The sequence below is a fragment of the Microbulbifer variabilis genome, assembly GCF_056232115.1.
This window is the reverse complement of sequence record NZ_CP174325.1, coordinates 1,605,723-1,625,348: the sequence shown is the minus strand read 5'-3', so window position 1 is coordinate 1,625,348 and position 19,626 is coordinate 1,605,723. Positions and strand designations below refer to the sequence as shown.

The 19,626-nt window shown below is 44.9% G+C and carries 19 protein-coding genes; 5 read left to right on the top strand and 14 right to left on the bottom strand.

Going from position 1 to position 19,626, the window contains the following annotated elements:
• The first annotated feature begins 97 nt into the window (after window positions 1-97).
• The 3 genes from znuC to ACJJI7_RS07080 all read left to right on the top strand — a co-directional run bounded on the left by znuC (window position 98) and on the right by ACJJI7_RS07080 (window position 4,578).
• Window positions 98-928, top strand: coding sequence for a zinc ABC transporter ATP-binding protein ZnuC (gene znuC / locus ACJJI7_RS07090; protein ID WP_020413821.1), 831 nt, complete (start codon window positions 98-100; stop codon window positions 926-928).
• Window positions 929-1,738 (top strand): iron chelate uptake ABC transporter family permease subunit, encoded by an 810-nt coding sequence (locus ACJJI7_RS07085; RefSeq protein WP_282952003.1) that lies wholly within the window; start codon window positions 929-931, stop codon window positions 1,736-1,738. It abuts the gene before it with no gap.
• A 224-nt stretch (window positions 1,739-1,962) separates the two neighbouring features.
• Window positions 1,963-4,578, top strand: coding sequence for a TonB-dependent receptor (locus ACJJI7_RS07080; RefSeq protein WP_020413823.1), 2,616 nt, complete (start codon window positions 1,963-1,965; stop codon window positions 4,576-4,578).
• A gap of 440 nt (window positions 4,579-5,018) precedes the next feature.
• Here the strand turns inward: ACJJI7_RS07080 and ACJJI7_RS07075 are convergent, their stop codons facing one another.
• From ACJJI7_RS07075 to ACJJI7_RS07040, 8 genes are all read right to left on the bottom strand, one after another.
• On the bottom strand, window positions 5,019-5,246 hold the full coding sequence (locus ACJJI7_RS07075) for a hypothetical protein (protein ID WP_282952004.1): 228 nt from the start codon (window positions 5,244-5,246) through the stop codon (window positions 5,019-5,021).
• Between the two features lie 78 nt (window positions 5,247-5,324).
• Window positions 5,325-6,521 (bottom strand): dipeptidase, encoded by a 1,197-nt coding sequence (locus ACJJI7_RS07070; protein ID WP_444902412.1) that lies wholly within the window; start codon window positions 6,519-6,521, stop codon window positions 5,325-5,327.
• 89 nt (window positions 6,522-6,610) lie between these two features.
• A complete protein-coding gene (locus ACJJI7_RS07065) occupies window positions 6,611-7,390 on the bottom strand; it encodes a CPBP family intramembrane glutamic endopeptidase (RefSeq protein ID WP_444902413.1) in 780 nt (259 codons plus the stop codon).
• A gap of 63 nt (window positions 7,391-7,453) precedes the next feature.
• Window positions 7,454-8,140 (bottom strand): SCO family protein, encoded by a 687-nt coding sequence (locus ACJJI7_RS07060; RefSeq protein WP_444902414.1) that lies wholly within the window; start codon window positions 8,138-8,140, stop codon window positions 7,454-7,456.
• 4 nt (window positions 8,141-8,144) lie between these two features.
• Window positions 8,145-9,038 carry a heme o synthase gene (gene cyoE / locus ACJJI7_RS07055; protein WP_444902415.1) on the bottom strand — a complete coding sequence of 298 codons (894 nt, stop codon included), beginning with the start codon at window positions 9,036-9,038 and terminating at the stop codon, window positions 8,145-8,147.
• 44 nt (window positions 9,039-9,082) lie between these two features.
• Window positions 9,083-10,207 (bottom strand): COX15/CtaA family protein, encoded by a 1,125-nt coding sequence (locus ACJJI7_RS07050; RefSeq protein WP_020413830.1) that lies wholly within the window; start codon window positions 10,205-10,207, stop codon window positions 9,083-9,085.
• Window positions 10,197-10,838, bottom strand: coding sequence for a redox-active disulfide-containing membrane protein (locus ACJJI7_RS07045; RefSeq protein WP_282952008.1), 642 nt, complete (start codon window positions 10,836-10,838; stop codon window positions 10,197-10,199). The genes ACJJI7_RS07050 and ACJJI7_RS07045 overlap by 11 nt, the downstream gene beginning before the upstream one ends.
• Window positions 10,839-10,860: 22 nt before the next feature.
• On the bottom strand, window positions 10,861-11,592 hold the full coding sequence (locus ACJJI7_RS07040) for an SURF1 family protein (protein WP_282952009.1): 732 nt from the start codon (window positions 11,590-11,592) through the stop codon (window positions 10,861-10,863).
• A 32-nt stretch (window positions 11,593-11,624) separates the two neighbouring features.
• On the opposite strand from ACJJI7_RS07040, the gene ACJJI7_RS07035 reads away from it, so the two are divergent.
• Window positions 11,625-11,849 (top strand): DUF2909 domain-containing protein, encoded by a 225-nt coding sequence (locus ACJJI7_RS07035; RefSeq protein ID WP_020413833.1) that lies wholly within the window; start codon window positions 11,625-11,627, stop codon window positions 11,847-11,849.
• A gap of 53 nt (window positions 11,850-11,902) precedes the next feature.
• Here ACJJI7_RS07035 and ACJJI7_RS07030 read toward each other — a convergent pair whose 3' ends face one another.
• The 4 genes from ACJJI7_RS07030 to coxB are packed head-to-tail and all read right to left on the bottom strand — an operon-like array spanning window position 11,903 to window position 16,101.
• Entirely contained in the window at window positions 11,903-12,793 is an 891-nt protein-coding gene (locus ACJJI7_RS07030) for a cytochrome c oxidase subunit 3 (protein WP_020413834.1), read from the bottom strand.
• Between the two features lie 4 nt (window positions 12,794-12,797).
• Window positions 12,798-13,370, bottom strand: a complete 573-nt coding sequence (locus ACJJI7_RS07025) for a cytochrome c oxidase assembly protein (protein WP_020413835.1) — start codon at window positions 13,368-13,370, stop codon at window positions 12,798-12,800.
• Between the two features lie 14 nt (window positions 13,371-13,384).
• Window positions 13,385-14,935, bottom strand: coding sequence for a cytochrome c oxidase subunit I (ctaD, locus tag ACJJI7_RS07020; RefSeq protein ID WP_020413836.1), 1,551 nt, complete (start codon window positions 14,933-14,935; stop codon window positions 13,385-13,387).
• A gap of 20 nt (window positions 14,936-14,955) precedes the next feature.
• Window positions 14,956-16,101 carry a cytochrome c oxidase subunit II gene (coxB, locus tag ACJJI7_RS07015; protein WP_020413837.1) on the bottom strand — a complete coding sequence of 382 codons (1,146 nt, stop codon included), beginning with the start codon at window positions 16,099-16,101 and terminating at the stop codon, window positions 14,956-14,958.
• A gap of 875 nt (window positions 16,102-16,976) precedes the next feature.
• Here coxB and ACJJI7_RS07010 point away from each other — a divergent pair.
• A complete protein-coding gene (locus ACJJI7_RS07010; protein WP_444902416.1) occupies window positions 16,977-18,365 on the top strand; it encodes an MATE family efflux transporter in 1,389 nt (462 codons plus the stop codon).
• A 153-nt stretch (window positions 18,366-18,518) separates the two neighbouring features.
• Here ACJJI7_RS07010 and ACJJI7_RS07005 read toward each other — a convergent pair whose 3' ends face one another.
• Window positions 18,519-19,349, bottom strand: coding sequence for a hypothetical protein (locus ACJJI7_RS07005; RefSeq protein ID WP_444902417.1), 831 nt, complete (start codon window positions 19,347-19,349; stop codon window positions 18,519-18,521).
• Complete coding sequence (locus ACJJI7_RS07000; RefSeq protein ID WP_020413840.1) at window positions 19,346-19,624, bottom strand: YheV family putative zinc ribbon protein; 279 nt, start codon at window positions 19,622-19,624, stop codon at window positions 19,346-19,348. Before ACJJI7_RS07000 ends, ACJJI7_RS07005 begins: the two co-directional genes overlap by 4 nt.
• Window positions 19,625-19,626 lie beyond the last annotated feature (2 nt).

The following is a 19,626-nucleotide window of genomic DNA, read 5'->3' as shown; positions in this document are numbered from 1 at the left end:
CAAAACTGCGATATAATCACAAGCGGCCTTAAGCCGCCAGCCCGATTACCCTTCGGTGCATCTGGCAACCAAGCACCCAAGGGCCTACAAACATAATATGGTTTTCCCCGCCAACTCCGGAGATAACAACCTGAGTTCTTCAGCGCCACTAATTACCGCCGACAGCATAGCTTTACAACTTGCCGGCCGGCAGTTGCTTAGGGACGTTTCCCTGGAGCTAGATCAGGGAGAAATTGTCACCCTGATCGGCCCGAACGGTGCCGGCAAGACCACATTATTGCGGTTACTACTTGGCCTTACTAAGCCAACCAGTGGCAACATCTGGCGCAAAAAGGGGCTGCGCATTGGCTATATGCCCCAGCGGTTGCATATCGACAGCTCCATGCCAATGTCCGTCGAGCGCTTTTTGCTGCTGGGCCAAGCCAGTATGACCCCTCTTCAGGCGCAAGAAGCACTGGATAGAGTGGGAGCGGGGCTATTACTCAAAGCCAACCTGGCCAACCTTTCCGGCGGCGAGATGCAGCGAGTCCTCCTCGCCCGCGCCGCATCCCGCAAACCGCAATTACTAGTGTTGGATGAGCCCACTCAGGGAGTAGACGTGAGTGGACAGAGCGAGCTGTATCAGCTGATCGCCACTCTCCGCGACGAGCTCGGTTGCGGGGTACTACTGGTTTCACATGACCTACATCTGGTAATGGCCGCTACAGACAGAGTGCTCTGCCTAAACCAGCATATCTGCTGCCATGGTCATCCGGAGCAGGTGAGCCGGGATCCCGCATACCTGGAACTCTTTGGTGACAAGGTGGCTCCCTACACCCATCAACATAACCACCAGCACAAATTAGGCGGTGATATAGCGATTGTAGGGGACTGCACCCACGACCACTCCGATACAGCCTCCAGCGGCAAAAAAAGAGAGCAAAAATAAGTGGTGGAATTCGGCGAATTACTGCACAGTCAATTTCTTTGGTTCGCCCTCGGTGCCGGCCTGCTAGTCGCTGTAGTAAGTGGCCCCCTGGGGTGCTTCGCCGTATGGCGACGCATGGCCTACTTTGGTGACACTCTGGCTCACTCCGCTCTACTCGGCGTCACTCTAGGCTTTATCCTGCATATCATGCCGACGCTGGCTGTAGGCGCCACTTGCTGTCTATTGGCAATATTATTGATGTATCTACAGCGCAGACAGAAATTGGCAGTGGATACCCTGCTCGGCATTCTATCCCATTCAATGCTGGCCCTTGGCATAGTGACAGTAAGCCTGTTCAAAATAAAAGTGGACTTACTCTCCCTTTTACTTGGCGACCTTCTCGCTGTCGGCGGTCAGGACCTGCTACTTATGTGCATCACGGTGGTGGGAATTCTGACGCTGCTCTACTTCCTGTGGGAAAAACTTCTGGCTTTTACCCTGCACGAAGAGCTGGCTTCCGTCGAAGGCGTACCGGTGGAAAGGGTACGCATGACTCTGATGCTGATGCTGGCACTACTGATCGCTATTGCCATGAAAGTAGTCGGTGTTTTGCTAATCACTGCATTACTGATTATTCCCGCAGCAGCCGCCAGAAAACTTTCCCATACACCGGAACAGATGGCACTGCTAGCCTCTCTGATCGGCTGCCTTGCCGTCATACTTGGCCTGATGGCTTCAATTTTGTGGAATACGCCCGCCGGCCCCTCTATCGTCCTGGCTGCTGCAATATTTTTTCTCGTCTGCCAGATACGCCTATCCAGAAGCAAGTAACGCCAAAATAATATTCACTGTATAAATCAATCGATAAATGCCACTTGTCGTATTTTGGCGCACATATGATCTATTTAAGGTGACTCATATCACCTATTTCCCCAATAAGCCTGAGCCCCGCCTCCAGCCAATTGTTTCAATTTATCGCCATTGCTAGTGTTGCCCGACGACCAGCCACTTTGGGCCAGTCACGGACTATGACAATAAAAAGGTTGAGCAAAAACATGGAAAAATTCACTCTCCGTCGCAACGTATTGGCCAGCGCCATCTTGGCTGCGGCCGCAACAACAACCCCGCAAACCCTCCTTGCTGCAGAGGAAGGTGCTATAGAGGAAGTCACTGTTGTTGGCTCCCGTATCAGTCGCAATTCAGAATTTGAAAATGCCACTCCGGTCCAGGTAATGGATCGCGAAAGCATCGAGAGGTCTGGTTACACCAACCTGCAGCAGCTGTTTGAGAAAAACCCCGCAGCTGGTAACGGCACCTTTTCCACCCGCGGCAACAACCAGGACTCTACCGCCAATGGCGCAGCGGCAGTTAGTTTGCGCGGTATGGGCGCCGACGCCACCCTGGTACTGGTCAACGGCAGGCGAGTCGCTATCAGCGCTTTCGCCGAAAGCATTACCACTAACTTCGTGGATATCAACAGTATTCCCCTGGCTGCGGTTGAGCGTGTGGAAGTCTTGAAGGATGGCGCCTCGGCTATTTACGGCTCTGATGCGGTAGCCGGTGTGGTCAACCTGGTACTGCGCAAGGACTTTGAAGGCACTGAAGTATCCATGGATTATGGCAGTGCAGATGGATATGACGAGCAGTCTTTCTCCGCAGTTTGGGGCATCAATGGGGAAAACTCCAATTTCACCGTTATATTGGATCACCACAAAAACAGCCGCCTGGCGAGTACAGAGCGCAGCGGCCTGGATACAGCGAATCAGTCTGGACGTGGCGGTATGGATTTTCGCTCTTCCCGCGGTTACCCAGGCAGCTTTACCCTGGGCAATGGGACCATTCTGCCTGATCCCAATTGCCCGGAGGATCGCGATACTGGCGAGGTTTGTGTATATGACTACGGCCCCTGGACCTTAATTACCCCGGAGGCCGAGCGAACAGGCCTATTAATGCTGGGCCATACAGACCTCAATGAGAATATCGAATTCTTCAGCGAAATCGCTGTTCAACACAATACTTCTGTAGCCCAAGGAGCCCCAACGCCCTTGGATGGTGATGCAGGCCTCTATGTACCTGCCGATCACCCCAACAATCCTTTCGGTGAGGATGTGGACATCTTCCGCTACCGCACCGTGGATGCCGGTGCGCGCCAATGGGATATCGAGACAGACAACTTGCGCGGTGTTTTCGGCCTGCGCGGTAGTATTGCTGAATGGGACTGGGAAGCCTCTGTACAGCGTTCACGCAGCGAATCGACCCAAACCGGGGACCGTTCCCAGGGCTGGGTGCGCACCGACCTGCTCCAGCAGGAAATCAATGCCGGGCGTTACAACCCCTTTGGTGGGGTCCAAAACCCCGATTCAGTGATTGATGCGATTACCACCAGTTTGGTTCGCCAGGGCAAGTCTGATCTTACCGCTTACGACCTCTCCATTAATGGCGACTTGTTTGATACCAGTAACGGGACTATCGCCATGGCAGCAGGCCTTGAGTACCGTGAGGAAAAAGCCTCAGATATCCCCGACGACCAGTTCCAGCGTGGCCTGATCTTTGGTACAGAATCAGTTTCCGCCAAAGCCAGCCGGGATATCACCTCGGCCTATGTTGAGTTTGCCATTCCACTGCCAGCCAATTTTGAGTTGAGCCTGGCTGGCCGCTACGACGACTATAGCGATTTCGGCAGCACCACCAATCCCATGGCCAACCTCCTGTGGACAGCCAACGATATGCTATCCCTTCGCGCGTCCTGGGGTACCGGGTTCCGTGCTCCATCACTGGCGCAGGTTGGTCTTGGAGATTCACAAGAGTCTCTATTCTTCATCGACACCTATGGATGTGAGGTTAACGATACATATTGCAACCAGACCGACTACACCATTATTTATTCCGGAAATCCTGACTTGGATGCTGAGGAATCAGAATCCTTCAATATCGGTGGTGTTTTCCAGCCCCTCGAAGGCCTACAGCTATCGCTGGATTACTGGAATATCACCCAAGAAGGAAAGATTGATGAAGTACCTTTTGGCTACCTTTACAACAAGTACTGTAATGACCAAAGCAGCACTATCTGCCGTCGGGATACACCGGTAGCCGGTCAGTCTTTGGGAGCTCTACAATCTATTCGCAGCGGCTTCACTAATATCGGCGAACAAGAGGTATCGGGCGTAGATCTAAGCGTAGTTTATAGTGGGCTCGAGTTGGCAGGCGGTGATTTAGGACTTCGCCTGGACTATTCCTACCTGGCAGAGTTTGAAAGAGTAGAACTGAACTCTGAGGGCAGCGCCTTCCTCACCAGGGATTTAGCTGGAGAATACGAGTATCCACAGCATCGATGGAATGCTACTGCTGACTGGACCTTTGATACTTTCGGCTTCAGTGCTGGTCTGAGTTACATTGGTGAGTTTGAGGATACGCCAGATATTGATTTCGATGGCACCCTTGACTATGACACCAACAGCTCACGCACCGTAGATTCATTTATGACCATGAATCTACAGGCACGCTTTACCGGTTTTGAAAATATGATTCTGAGCTTGGGTGCCGACAATGTATTCGATGAAGAGCCACCATTTGCGATTGGCGACGGAAACACTGACCTGTATGGTTATGTTGAATCTCAACACGATCCTCGTGGCCGCTTTATCTACGGCAAGATGACTTACACCTTTTAAATAAAAAGTAACCACTGATCCAATAAAAAAGGGGAAGCTTGAAGCTTCCCCTTTTTTATTTTCAACAATCAACTAGCGCAACAATACTCAGTTCTTACAATTCTATAGCTTAATTCTCGTTAGACTTTTTTTTCACCAACTCTGAGCCCGCTTTATGAAACTCATATACAGTTAAAGTAACACCAATCAACAGGCAAATAAAAACGCCTATTCCAATCAATAAAATAAATGAATCAGACACATTTAGCCTCAGCGCGCTAGTAGTGCAGACACTTTAAAGTAGATACCAAACCCTAAAATACTCGGCACCCACAAGGCAGTAAAAATTCCTTGTTCTTTATATCCATTGAACCATAAGAACCCCGACAGGAAAAAAGATATGAAAACTGCCAACATGATAAAAAGATCAGACATTTTTAGCACTTTATTTCCCCTTTACGCTAGTCATAATCCCAAAATCCAACAGCCGCCATTAACAAACCGATTATTGTAATGCTTGCAGGTATTCGCATCCCTGTTATTCCAAAAACTTGAAGTATTGAAGGAACCATTCCCAAAAGGCCAAACAAAGCCCAGAAGAAAAATGGCATAGCTACCAACAATCCGATCCAACCAATTACCAATCGGAATTTCTTAGAACGACTAACGGTGTCGGCCTTTTTCTTCAACAGATTTACTATCCGCTATGACATCTGAGAGAATAAACTAGTGACAGCATAGTTTAATAATGACGTTTCAACAGGCACTTAAATCTTCTGCATGGCAGAAAAATCTTCATTCCTCTGCCAAACACGTAATAAATTACCCCCAAGAATCTTTCTAATATCGTCATTGCTATAACCACGTTTCAACAGACCAAGAACCAAATTAGGATATTCAGATACGTCTTTCAAGCCGACGGGTAAACTATCTCCAACGCCGTCAAAATCAGAACCGATTCCTATGTGATCAACACCTACTAAATCTCGAATATGATCAAAGTGATCAAGGACATCATCTAGATCTGCGTAAATGAATTTATCTTTTTGTAATTTTTCTGTATATTTTTTCACCTCAGTATTTTCTTTTACTAAGTTTCTCTCCTTTATAAAATTATCGACCGCCGAATTAATTTCAGCATAAGACGTTCTGGACTTGGCGCTGATAAACGTTGAACCAAAATTAATCATTATTACGCCATCCTTTTTGGCGAGGGCCTTGATCATTTCATCACTCATATTGCGCTCAAAATCAGGCGTAAAGTGCCTCGCTGATGAATGAGAAGCTATTACAGGAACTTGGGAAATCTCCAGTACCTGCCAGAAAGCTTGATCAGAAATATGAGATACATCAACCATGACACCCAGTACATTCATTTCCTGAACTAATTGCTTACCAAAATCACTTAGCCCCTGCCAAGGGCGCTCTTTATCGTAGGAGGAATCAGAGATATGATTACTCTTTGAGTGAGTCAGAGTGATATATCTCACCCCTCGATTATAGAAATGCCGGAGGTTTTCGATACTACCATCAATAGCAGCACCATTTTCCATTCCTAGAGGGAAGGAGAGCTTGCCCTGTGCTACCTGTCTATTCAATTGATTCAAGGACATAGGAATAGCAAATTTATCAGGGTGTTTGCCCACCAGTTCTTCAACATTATCTATTAACTGATCCGCATACGCTCTAGCGCTACCATCTTTCTCTTTTTCTGCCGGGATATAAATCGACATAAAGGGCGCATTTAAACCTCCACTTTTCGCTCTTGGAAAGTCAAAATCGCCTCCTGTAGTCGATAACCCAACATCCACATTTTCCTTAGATAAACGATAAGGAACATCGATGTGACCATCAATCAAAATATTTTCTTGAACCAGTTTTCGTGCCCGAGTCTGCAAGTCAACATTTGTTTCATTACTACAAGCAGTCAACAGTATTATCAGAATAAGAGAATACTTTTTCATAAAATAAATTCCAGAATTCAATTATCACCCAGACTAATCAATTTTTTACAGGATAATTTATCAGTTTTAAAAGGCTTGTTATTCATCAATCAGCCAGGCAACGGATAAGGGAGAGTTAGCATATGGAGGAAATTAACCCCCCAATGTGCCAACACACAGATCCAAAAGTTTCTAAACATATACCACAGTATTGCATAGCATAATGAGGCGATCCCCAATAACAAAACAGCAGCAGAATTGGCCGACCAGCCAGTGTGTAGTAGAACAAACAGAGTTGCAATAATAGGAACGGAAATCCATCGTAAGCGGCCCAGCCCCTCCTCCAGACCTCTCTGTAATATCCAACGGAAAAAACCTTCCTCACTAACACAAACAATAATTAAGTTAATAAGCGCGGCAAAAAAAATCACCCAAGATAATTTTATCGATGGACCATAAAGGAACATACCTGTAATTACAGGAATAATAATAGCCAAGAGTAGATAGCGGAGATCAGAAATTCTTATCGTCTGACGTAATCGTAACATAAAAGCGAGTATTGCAATTGAAACAATTGCTTTACCGACATTAAAACCAGCATATATGAGATTTCCACTACTATCTGAATAAGGTGGCAAGACGTGTAAGCGATTACTGCCAGGGATGATATTAGAAGCAGCCACTAGCATAGAAATAACCGCAATAAAATATAGGGTAAAGCGCCGCCAACCTTTACTTACTTCCAACCCTACCAATACAAACCAGATAACTGGTGCTAGCAGACCCGCCCAACCAAAAGGAATTACACACAGAGATAAAAGAGCTGGTGCTCCCCAGGGAATACCTTCTCTATCTAATAAATTTCTAGTCTCAGAAATACTATTTCGCATCTTCAGATCACCGTTTGGAAAGCGATCCTCCCCCTCTTTAAATATAATGAATATAACTGAAAATCAACCATTAAATGTCGCCCGAATTGAGCGATAAGTTAATTTTAACTTAGCAGGATCCAAAGGTGCCTTAAAAAAAGCATGATAATGGCCAAAGGGGTTTATTAACACCACCTGAGAACCATGATCAACCGTATAACCGCCCTCATCCAGCATTACTTTGTTGAAAGGAACATTGAGTTGGCTAGCAAAACGCTTTATTTCAAAAAAATCCCCAGTAATTCCATGGAACTCTTTGTTAAAGTAACGTACATAATCATGTAAAATTTTTGGATTATCCCTGGCCGGATCAACAGTGACCAGAATTATTTCGGTATTACTCCGGGTATTACCGTCAAGGAGCTGATAAAAACTATTTAAAGTGGATAATGTGGTAGGACAAATATCTGGGCAGTGTGTGAAACCAAAAAAAACTAAAGTCCATTGGCCTTTTAGGCTATCGGTATGAAATACTTCTCCAGTATCTGAAACCAACTGAAAATTATCTAATATCCTTGCCTTCTGAAGTTTTACCGCACCATTTAATCGCAATTCGGAATCTGTTATTACTCGTGGCTGGCTCAACTTATGAACAAAGCCGACTAATACTGCTACTATGAATAACAGTAAAATAGCAATTGTGACACGAATACCACGTTTCTGACGTTGCTCAGTTAGCATATCATTATTATTTAATCCACTATGATTCATATTCTTACACCGCTATTAAGTAGTGATCTAGCAACATAATGCCAAAAAGTGCCATCAAATAAATAATGGAATACCTAAATGTCTCTATGCCTGCATTGGGATCTCTGCCACGCAACATTACCAGGCTCCAATAAATAAATCCCAAGCCAAGTACAATCGCACCCAAGAGGTAAAGCCAACCCAGCATAGCAGTGGCAAAGGGTAAAAGACTTACTGCGAATAAGATGAATGTATACAGCAAAATATGCAAATTGGTATATGGCACGCCATGGGTAACAGGAAGCATAGGAACATTAGCTCTGGCATAATCATCCTTCCTATGTACTGCCAACGCCCAGAAATGTGGTGGGGTCCAGGCAAAAATTATCAGCACAAGCAACAAGGCATGGCCATGGATTTCACCAGTAACCGCCGTCCAACCAAGTAAAGGCGGCGCAGCCCCGGCAAGGCCGCCAATTACAATATTTTGTGGAGTGGCATGCTTAAGGAACATAGTATAAATAACTGCATAACCCAATAGCGATATGAGTGTGAGCCAGGCAGTTAAAGCGTTTATAAAAACCAAAAGCACAACCATACCAAGCAGTCCAAGTGCCAGGGAGAAAACCAGTGCCTTACGTGGCTCAACCCTCCCCTTCGCTACTGGTCTGTTACTGGTGCGCGCCATTTTAGTATCGATATACCGATCAACTAAATGATTAATTGTTGCAGCACTCCCAGCACATAGTGCAATCCCAATATTCCCCAATATCAAAGTATGCAATGGCACCATACCCGGCACCGCAAGTAACATACCAATTACTGAAGTTAGTATCATCAGCATAACTACTCGAGGTTTAGTCAGCTCGTAGTAGTCACGCCAGTTTGTTGAATTTAATTTAGCAGTTTGTATGGTCATAATATTATTGATCTCCTAACTTCCCTGATATGAACCTATTCTTGTTAAAGTTCGCCAGTCAGAGCAGACCTTGGTAATACTAAATTAGTTTGAGCTTCACTATCTTCTATACCCGATGGTTGAACAATCTGAATACGATAATAAAAAGTCAAAGTGACTAACAGTAGTAAGGCCGCACCCGCGTTATGTGCAACTGCAATAGGTAAAGGTAAAAACATAATGACATTTGCTATACCCAGACCTAACTGAAATAAAAGAAGTCCACTTAGAATCAGTGCCCAACGATGTAGACCTACTCTCCAATTCAGTATCGCCAACGTGAACACTACCAAGGTCACCAGTAGAGCGCCGATCCGATGACTAAGATGGATAGCCGTACGTGCATCACTCTCCAAAGCCCCCCCCAAATAGTTCGGCCCTATTTGTTGAGTAATATTAAATCCCTCTTGGAAGTCAGCCTGTGGCCACCACTCTCCATGGCAGGTAGGAAAGTCCGGACATGCGAGTGCTGCGTAATTGGAGCTTGTCCATCCACCCAAAGCGATCTGCAATACGATAACTAAAACGGCCAAAAACGCTAGCGGACGTAACCTCTGTAGAGCACGGTATTTATCCACCGGAATATAAATGGGGGTTTTTCTCATACGTTCTATCAAAAGCCATAACATAGACAATGTGGCCATGCCTCCCAGTAGGTGAGCGGTAACCACTTGCGGCCAGAGTTTTAACGTTACAGTCCACATCCCAAATATTGCTTGCAAAACAATAAGAGCCATCAACAAATTAGTTTGCTTAAGCGTGCGTTTATTTGGGCTACGCCAACTCAAGTAAGTCAAAGTAGCAACCACCAATAAAAGTATCCCTGCAAAGTAGCGGTGAACCATCTCTGGCCAGGTTTTGCTGCCATCCACAGGAGCATCAGGAAAGGCTTTATTGGCAGACTGAATTTCATGAGCCTCATCTGGCCAAGTGAGGTGTCCATAACAACCAGGCCAATCGGGGCAACCTAAGCCAGCATCAACCAATCTAGTAAATGCACCTAAAACGACCACTACTACTGCCAAAATACAGCCCGCTAACGCCACTTTTGAACGTAACCCAAAATTCGGACGTGCATTACTATTCCTATTAGTTGTCGACTCCATCCCCTGATCCTTTTTATTTCTCATAGGAGTACTTCAATAATCGTTTAATATCTTTCAACAACTGATTGCCGCTATGATGGTTGTCATAAGCCATCATAGCGAAGCCTTCCTGGTCAATGAGAAGCGCTTTGACTTCATCTACATTCTGAAGGGCTGCCAATTCCTGTAAAGTTCGGATACTATTCTCGTTCAATTGCAGAATTTTCAGACGTGGATGTTCAACCCTAAAATATTCTTGTTTTTCAAGAGATATTGGTGCACCAGTTACTAGAAGCCGCTCCACTCGGTGTGCTTTTTCACCAAGGCGTATATGCACCTGACGACTGGTATACAGAAGTTGTTCACACTCATTGCTACACTTTGAGCCTCCAATAATCAGGTACCGCCATTTTGGAGACGCATCTAATGGAAATATCTCTTCTTCACCTTGATAAGACACTTTGAGATTATTAATTTTTATTGGAGGTTGAATTAATTCTCCCTGATTAGTAGTTTTGTTGGGTATACCAAGTCCGGTATAGAAAACAATATATGCTGCAATCATGGGCAACAGGACAGATGCAACAATTGATATCCCTTGCAACTTTCTGGAAGAAAAATAGCTGGTAGTTTTACTAGCATATTCAGAGGTAGAGACTTGTTCTTTATTTTCCACTCCAGCAACCCTTCATTTATTTCTATTTATATCCAAAGAGCCTACCAAAATTGGTAGCCGCGAACACCCATAAAATTACCAAAGCTATTGCCATACAGAACCATTGTACGGAGTATGCTCTATGACGCTCTGCACTATTTTTAATGAAATTCCAGTCAGTTACTAATGCAGAATTTGAATCGGCACTAAGTCTGATCACCCAAGATGCATCATATAGATCTAGTTTTTTCATCAGATTTTTATCGAGTAACTGTATTCGCCGATTTTTTTCTTGAGCAGACAGATTATTTAAAGTTTTTTTTGCAACAGGATAGAGAAAACCTATAATTTTTATAGGGTTCTTTGGATAAAAAACTTTTGGAAGTACATCTCGGTTCATTGATAAGGGTATCCATCCACGGTTTATCAACCACCTTTGGTCGGCGGATATAAAAACCTGTAAGACTTCATAACCTGCCCGTCCACTTCGAGTCCGGTTATCCAATAAGAAGTATTCTCCGGTGTACTGCCCCGACAAACTTACTGGAGTAAATCTTCTTAAATCTAAATTTGCATCAGGTCTTGCCGGTTGTAAGGACAACCTCGCATCAATCTCTTCGCGAATGGTTTCTTTATATTCTGCTCGCTCCAATTGCCAAAATCCCAATGAGACTAAAATTGGAAACAAGCCTATTGAGAAGAGGGTTATAGGCCAGTTACGAATCAGTGTTACACTGGTATTTTTCGTAGGAACTGATGGTATCTCTACTCTCATACGTTACTACATCACTGATGGAAAATAATAATATGTGGCTGAAGATAGTTATTGTGGTTCTATTTCTTGCGGTACTGGTCAGCCTTTCCAGTGCTTTGTTTTTTCTACTACGGGATATGGGAGCCCCCCAATCAAAGCGTACGCTGTATGCATTGGGAATCAGAATTTCCCTTGCCGCTTTACTCTTATTAGCTATTTGGTACGGTTTCGAGAGTGGAATTCTCGCTAAGAGCGCACCTTGGGCAGACAAATATTAATTCTTTGATTCCCCTTCTACTTCTGTAAAGGGGGAATCAAAGATACAACGATTCTAAGCTCCAAGAACATAGACAAAGATAAAGAGGCCAACCCAAACAACATCTACAAAATGCCAGTACCAGCTCGCAGCTTCAAAACCAAAGTGATCATTAGGTTTAAAGTGCTGAGCAATTACAGATCGCAACAACATAATTAATAACATGATGGTCCCCAGGGTCACATGGGCACCATGAAATCCGGTCAACATAAAAAATGTAGTGCCATAAATTCCGGATTCTAACGTAAGCCCTAAGTGCTGATATGCTTCATAGTATTCTTTCGCCTGTAGGTACAAAAATACGGCTCCAAGAATTACTGTAATTCCCAACCATGCATTGAACTTTCCACGCTCACCTTTTTTAAGAAAAACATGAGCGAAGTGAACTGTGACGCTGGAAGTCAGCAGAATGAGTGTATTCCACAATGGAAGGTGCCAAGGATCAATAACATCTTTTGGCCCTATAAATTTTGCAGTATCACCATGGGCTGCTGCATCTGGAGTCACATAGAGTGGCCAGGTATTTTCAAAACCTTCCCACAACATATTGGAAATACCATTTTCTCCCTCTCCTGCGAGCCAGGGGACAGAAAAATTTCTTATGTAATACAATGCTCCAAAAAATGCCGCAAAGAACATAACTTCAGAGAAAATAAACCAACCCATCCCCCATACATAAGATCGCTTCAATTGTTCACTATTCAAACCTGCCATATTTTCCTTAATGACAGCAGCAAACCAGAACCACAGCACAGTCGCCAGGGTTAGCGCACCAGTAAAGAAAACATAAGAACTGCCACCATTGATCCAATTTGCAGCACCAAAAGCAATCAAAAACAAACCAATGGTGGCAAATATTGGCAGCCTAGACTGTTCGGGTACATAGTAACTGCTTTCAGTAGCCATATTTTTATCCCTCTCGCGCGGACTTGGTATTATTTTTATCGACATTTTTAGAAATTCTTTCCGTAACATCGAACAGCGTGTAGGAAAGGGTTATGGTTTTCACATTTTTAGGTATATCTGGATCGACAATAAATCTAAGAGGTAGCTCCGCTTTCTCCCCTGCTTTTAGCTTTTGCTGATTAAAACAGAAGCACTCGGTTTTATGGAAATATTGCGCTGCCTTAAACGGTACCAAGCTTGGAATAGCCTGGCCGATCATATCCACTTTGGTAGGGTTAAATGCGAGAAACACAGTATCCATGATCTCACCCGGGTGTACTTCTATCGACATAACACTGGGAGAGAATTTCCATGGCATATTGTCATTATTACTCGCTACAAACTGGACTGTGATTGACCTGCTGGTATCTATGGCTGCAGGCACGGCCTCGTAACGCCCTCCTGTTTTACCGTTTAAACCAGTAATTTCACAAAAAGCGTCGTAGAGAGGCGGCATAACAAATATAGCGAATACCAGCATGCTGGCGGCTAGCGCCAGCAATTTCGCAGTAACTTTGCTATTTTTGCTGATTCTCATTAGCTATCCAAAGATTAACGAACAACCGGCGGCGTACTGAAAGTATGGTATGGAGCCGGTGAAGGTACAGTCCACTCCAACCCCTGTGGGTTATCCCAAACCTGCTCGGTAGCCTTTTTACCCCCCATTACAGTGCGTACCACATTAAACAGAAATACCACCTGTGCCGCACCAAAGAGGAAGGCTCCTATACTGGCCATCTGGTTAAAGTCGGCAAATTGCAATGCGTAATCCGGGATTCGTCTTGGCATACCGGCGAGACCAACAAAGTGCATAGGGAAAAACGTGAGATTCAAACCGATAAAAGCCAGCCAGAAGTGCACTTTACCCATGGTCTCGTTGTACATATTGCCCGTCCACTTAGGCAGCCAATAATAAACAGCCGCGGTAATGGAGAATATAGCTCCTGGGACAAGAACATAGTGGAAGTGAGCTACTACAAAGTAGGTGTCGTGATACTGAAAATCTGCTGGAGCGATCGCCAACATCAATCCTGAAAATCCACCAATCGCAAACAGGATAATAAATGCGATTGCAAACAGCATCGGGGTCTCAAAAGTCATTGATCCACGGAACATAGTGGATACCCAGTTAAATATCTTTACACCAGTAGGTACTGAGATCAGCATCGTTGCGTACATAAAGAAAAGTTCACCGGCGATTGGCATACCCACAGTGAACATATGATGCGCCCATACAATAAGGCTCAAAAAAGCGATCGCCGCAGTGGCGTATACCATGGAGCTATAGCCAAATAGCGGCTTGCGGGCAAAAGTAGGGATAATTGCCGAGATAATGCCGAATGCCGGCAAAATCATAATGTAAACCTCAGGATGCCCAAAGAACCAGAATACATGCTGGAATAACACAGGATCTCCACCGCCAGCAGCACTAAAAAAGCTGGTTCCAAAGTGAATATCCATCAACATCATAGTTACCACACCTGCGAGAACAGGCATCACGGCAATTAAAAGGTATGCAGTGATCAGCCAAGTCCAAACAAATAGCGGCATTTTCATCAATGTCATGCCAGGTGCGCGCATATTCAAGATGGTGGCAATAATATTAATAGCTCCCATGATCGAGGAGGCACCAAGGATATGCACAGAAAAAATAAAGAAGGTTACGCTGGGTGGTGCGTACTCAGTGGAGAGAGGCGCATAAAAAGTCCAGCCAAAATTAGGGGCACCGCCCTCCATAAAGAGTGTGGATGCGAGCATCGCGAACCCAAAAGGTAATATCCAGAAGCTCCAGTTATTCATACGTGGCAAAGCCATATCCGGAGCGCCGATCATCATCGGGATCATCCAGTTGGCAAGGCCTACAAAAGCCGGCATAACTGCACCGAATACCATGATAAGCCCATGCATCGTGGTCATTTGGTTAAAAAACTCGGGTTGCACAATCTGCAGGCCCGGTTCAAACAGCTCGGCGCGAATCACCAGCGCCATACACCCGCCCAAGAAAAACATTGCAAAACTAAACCATAGGTAAAGGGTACCTATGTCTTTATGATTTGTGGTGTAAAGCCACCGCTTTAATCCAGCTTGAGGACCATGTGCCATGCTAAATTTCCTCCGGGCATTTACTGCTTATTCTTGAAATTGAGGATATCAATAGGCTGAACTGTGTCGCCCATTTCGTTGCCGAAGGCATTGCGTTGGTAGGTAATTACCGCAGCGAGATCTACTTCAGACAATTGCTCTCCAAATGCCTGCATGGCAGGGTTTACCTGGGAGCCATCAATGACGATATCCAGGTGAGTATCCAGTGGCCCGGTGGCTATTTTCGATCCAGCTATAGCCGGGAAAACCCCGGGTACACCTTTGCCATTTGCTTGATGGCAGGCAGCACAAGCACGGTTGTAAACTTTTTCCCCCTGGGCGAAAAGCTCATCAAAGGTAAAATTTTTCTCAGTCAATTTGCGTATCTTCGCAGCGGATTCAGCCCGGCCACCCAACCAGGCAGTATATTCTTCTTCTGGGACCGCCTTGATAACAATTGGCATGAACCCGTGGTCTTTGCCACAAAGTTCTGCGCACTGACCGCGGTAAATTCCAGGCTCCTCGATGCGTGTCCAGGATTCGTTTATAAAACCCGGTATTGCATCTTTTTTAACAGCGAGATCTGGTACCCACCAGGCATGGATTACATCATTGGCTGTAATCAGGAAGCGAATTTTTTTCTTAATAGGAACAACTAAGGGTTCATCCACTTCCAGCAAGTAGTTGGGCCCTTTGGGCTGTTGATTATTAATCTGTGCCCGGGGCGTGGAGAGGTTAGAGAAGAAGGAAACATCAGAGCCCAGGTATTCGTACTTCCACTTCCACTGATACCCGGTAATCATGATATCCAGATCAGCCTTATCTGTGTCGTAGATATCGTACAGCGTTTTTGTGGCAGGGATTGCCATCAGGATCAGGATAACGGTGGGAATAATTGTCCACACCAACTCGACTGCGGTGCTCTCATGGAATTGTGCAGCCTGGTGCCCTTTACTCTTTCTATGCCGCCACATGCTATAGAACATGACGCCAAAAACCAGGACACCTATGGCCACACAAATCCAAAAAATGAGCATGTGCAGTTCATAGGTGGTTTGGGCAACTTCCGTTACCCCTTTGGGCATATTGACCCCCCAGCGCTCAACAGCTTGCTCTTCCGCCACTGTAGAGTGGGCGGTCAGCGAAGCAGCCAGCAAGGCGAACAGCCGATCGAAGCCTCTCAACATCGCCTACAGATCTCCGTGGTTGCGGGCTTCACAGGGAAACCCGAAATTTTATTTTGGCCGCTGGCCTTCACGGATAACTGAAATCTCCCAGTACCATATGGCGATACAGGGTTAATTCCACACAAAAATTGTGGACATACTGTAGTAACACAAGACTACATACACTGGGCGGAGAGATAACTCCGCATTACTGCCGTCAGTGCAACTTGTTATTCTTAGTAAAAGATTTTTTTACTTCAGATGTCGTCGTCCGGAAGGTACAACCAACAACCTGTGTTTCTTATTTGTCGCAACTACTGCAGGTACAACGGGAACATATTGCTACCGAAAAGTCAATCGACGCTTATAGCGAAAAATTATGCTCGTGTGCTCCAACTTGTTAGGGAATTACAAATAAATTTCATCACTATTTTGAGATGCTCTTACTAAATATGAGCTTATTTACAGATACTTTGTAACAAGACGATTTTTTTGGATAAATATGACTACTATTTTAAAGTCCCATAAACCGAGGTTCATTAAGCAAAATTCAATCAACCTCTGTTTAAATCAAAGATAAATATTTCAATATTTTTTCGGCCAAGATTTACCATGCAAATATGGCATAATCGACAGCTTAGCAACAAACGATTTTTACGCCAGGATAATCCGCGATATCATCAATCCGCCATCTAGCCGACGGGTTGGCATTGGCACCACAGGTAAAACTGGTACCAATCTCTTCATTTATGCCGTGTGATTATTTCAAGCTCTAACAAATCATGCCGAAAGTCTGTTAACTGCACTATGCAATCGACTTACTTCAACTGAGTTAGTACACCTCAGTCCGATACTTATGCCTAGCCGGCAAAAATATATTTTCTGTGGTTTTTCCTATGCAGCATTCACAACTCGACAAACAACCACTGCGAAGGGTATGGAACCTTGCTTGGCCCATGATTCTGAGCAATATCTCTGTCCCTTTATTGGGGGCTGTGGATACCGCAATTCTGGGACACCTACCCTCGCCAGAGTATCTATCTGGAGTGGCTGTAGGTGCGAGCGTCATGTCCATGCTACTTTGGGCCTTCGGTTTTCTTCGCATGGGCACTACCGGCCTAGTAGCCCGAAGTGATAAGGGAGGAGTTGATTGGCTATTACGCGCACTGCTACTGGCTCTCTGCCTCGGGATTTTACTTCAAATAATTGCCTTTCCCTTACTAAGCCACATAGTCGGTTGGATGAATGCCAGTGTTGAAGCTGGCCCTCATGCATTATCTTACTTACAAATACGCCTGATAAGCGCCCCTATCGCGCTAGCCAACTTTGCCATACTCGGATTTTTTATTGGCAGGCAGGATAGCCGCGCTCCTTTATATATATTACTCGCCGCCAATATTCTTAATATTGGCCTGGATTTTCTACTGATACTCGGCCTTGGCCTTGGCGCAAAGGGTGCCGCAGTTGCTACCGTAAGCGCTGATCTATTTGCCTTTGTACTCGGTTTTTATTTACTTCGCCGGATAGATGGCGATATCTGGTCTGACATCGTTAACCTGTTATGTAAGCGTCAGCTTCTTCCCTGGGCAAATCCAAAGCCCTGGATCGAATTACTCCACATTAATACAGACCTATTTATTAGAACATGTCTTTTACTTTTGACACTGACTTTTTTCACGGCCCAGGGGGCGTCTCAAGGCGACTCTGTTTTGGCTGCCAACGCAATTCTGCTCCAGCTTTTGATGATTACTTCTTATGCCCTTGATGGCTTTGCACATGCCACTGAGGCGCTGGTAGGAGAGTCCATTGCTAAAAAATCAAGCAAGCTCTTCCAGGCAACCGTTCACAGTGCTGGAATCTGGGCTCTCGGCAGCGCTATAGGCCTTACCATACTTCTGGTTGTGGCACAGCCAGTTATTCTCTCTCTGTTTACTGATATCGGTACTGTTATAGAACAGGCCAATCACGTGTACTGGTGGCTTTGTGCCTTACCGCTAATAGCGGTATGGAGCTATCAACTCGATGGAGTTTTTATTGGTGCCGGTAGAAGTCGAAAAATGCGCGATACAATGTTTATTGCCACTATTGTAGTTTTCTTCCCTAGTTGGTGGTTAACCCAGAGTTGGGGCAACCATGGCATATGGTTCAGCTTATTTTTGTGGATTAGTGCACGTTCTGTGGGGCTCATAGTTTATTATCGATACTACACTGTAACCGACTCCTGGATACAAAAAGGAGCATGCCAACAAAATAAATACACCGATACAACAAACTATTCAGAATAAGCGGAATATTCATTCCGGTTATTCTCAAAAAGAAATTAGTACAGACAGAGTGAACGAATCAATGCAGAGAAATGAAAACTATAAAAACTATAATTTCAGGATGGTAAATACTGAGCGGGCATAATAATGCATTAAAACCCGCTCACCATTTTTTTAGTGGACAGATACCGGTATCTGCTTCCGGGCAACGATCTGGGTATAGTTGGCAAAAAACTCACCCTCCCCCTGTAGCATCGCACGATTCAGTCCTTCTACCTCTGACCGGAGTTTGGAGTCGTAAAAATACAGGCTACCATTTCGCACAGTATACCCTCTGGTATTTTCAGCCATCAGCCGATAGAAACTAGAAACCCGCTCAAGATAGATCTCTGCTCTTTTAAGGGAGAAACTACCCTTCTGATAATAATCGAGCACTTCAGAATTAATTCGGTTCCAGATGTTCTCCTTCTCTTGATCTGAGAACCGGTAGGCCTGCAGCTTAATATTAATATCACTCTGCAGATCTCTCAGATATCTGTCTGCAGCACGGGCGGATTCCTTAAGCCCTCCGATGATTTTTTTACGCTTACGCAGCGATTCCTTTCTCTTGAAAGTTCTGGCATCTGACATTTCTGCGGAAGCCAGTTCGCCGAGAGGCCGAAAAATAGTGATATGTTGCAGATTGGTATTCCTGGTCAATTTCTCACAGATCTCCACAGCATACCGCCAGGATTCAAACGGTTTTCCGTCCAAAATTTTTTTTGGCAATGCTTCAATATCTGCATTCAGTACTTGCTGCTGCTCACGATAGAAATTCGGGTGTTTTTTCCAGTCATTTGCCTGCAAGCGAAATAAGCTCAGAATTCCCTGGTTAACACAGCTAGCCAGCAAGTGAGCTGTCTGCTCTTGCTGATGCCTCTTGATCTCACGGTAACGATCAAGGCCGTACAAACCTACTACAAAAACGACTACCAACAGGGTCAATAACAAATATATCTTTTTCACTTTTTATTTTTTTGGGGCGGCTGAATAAGTTTGACAGGTTCCTCACGTACTTCTTTCCTTTGCGTGGAACTGACTCTTGTTAGCAATTCCGTTGGCGCAGATTGCAAGCGGATTTCATCCTTAAACCCACAGGAAACACATTCCCGATAATTTTTACCCTCCTCCTGGTAATTTACAATCCGATCCATTTCACTGCAGCGCGGACAGACTGCACCTGCAATGAAACGTTTTTTCTGCGATTTCTTTTTCCCATCAGGCTTTTCTGTACTGATCATGA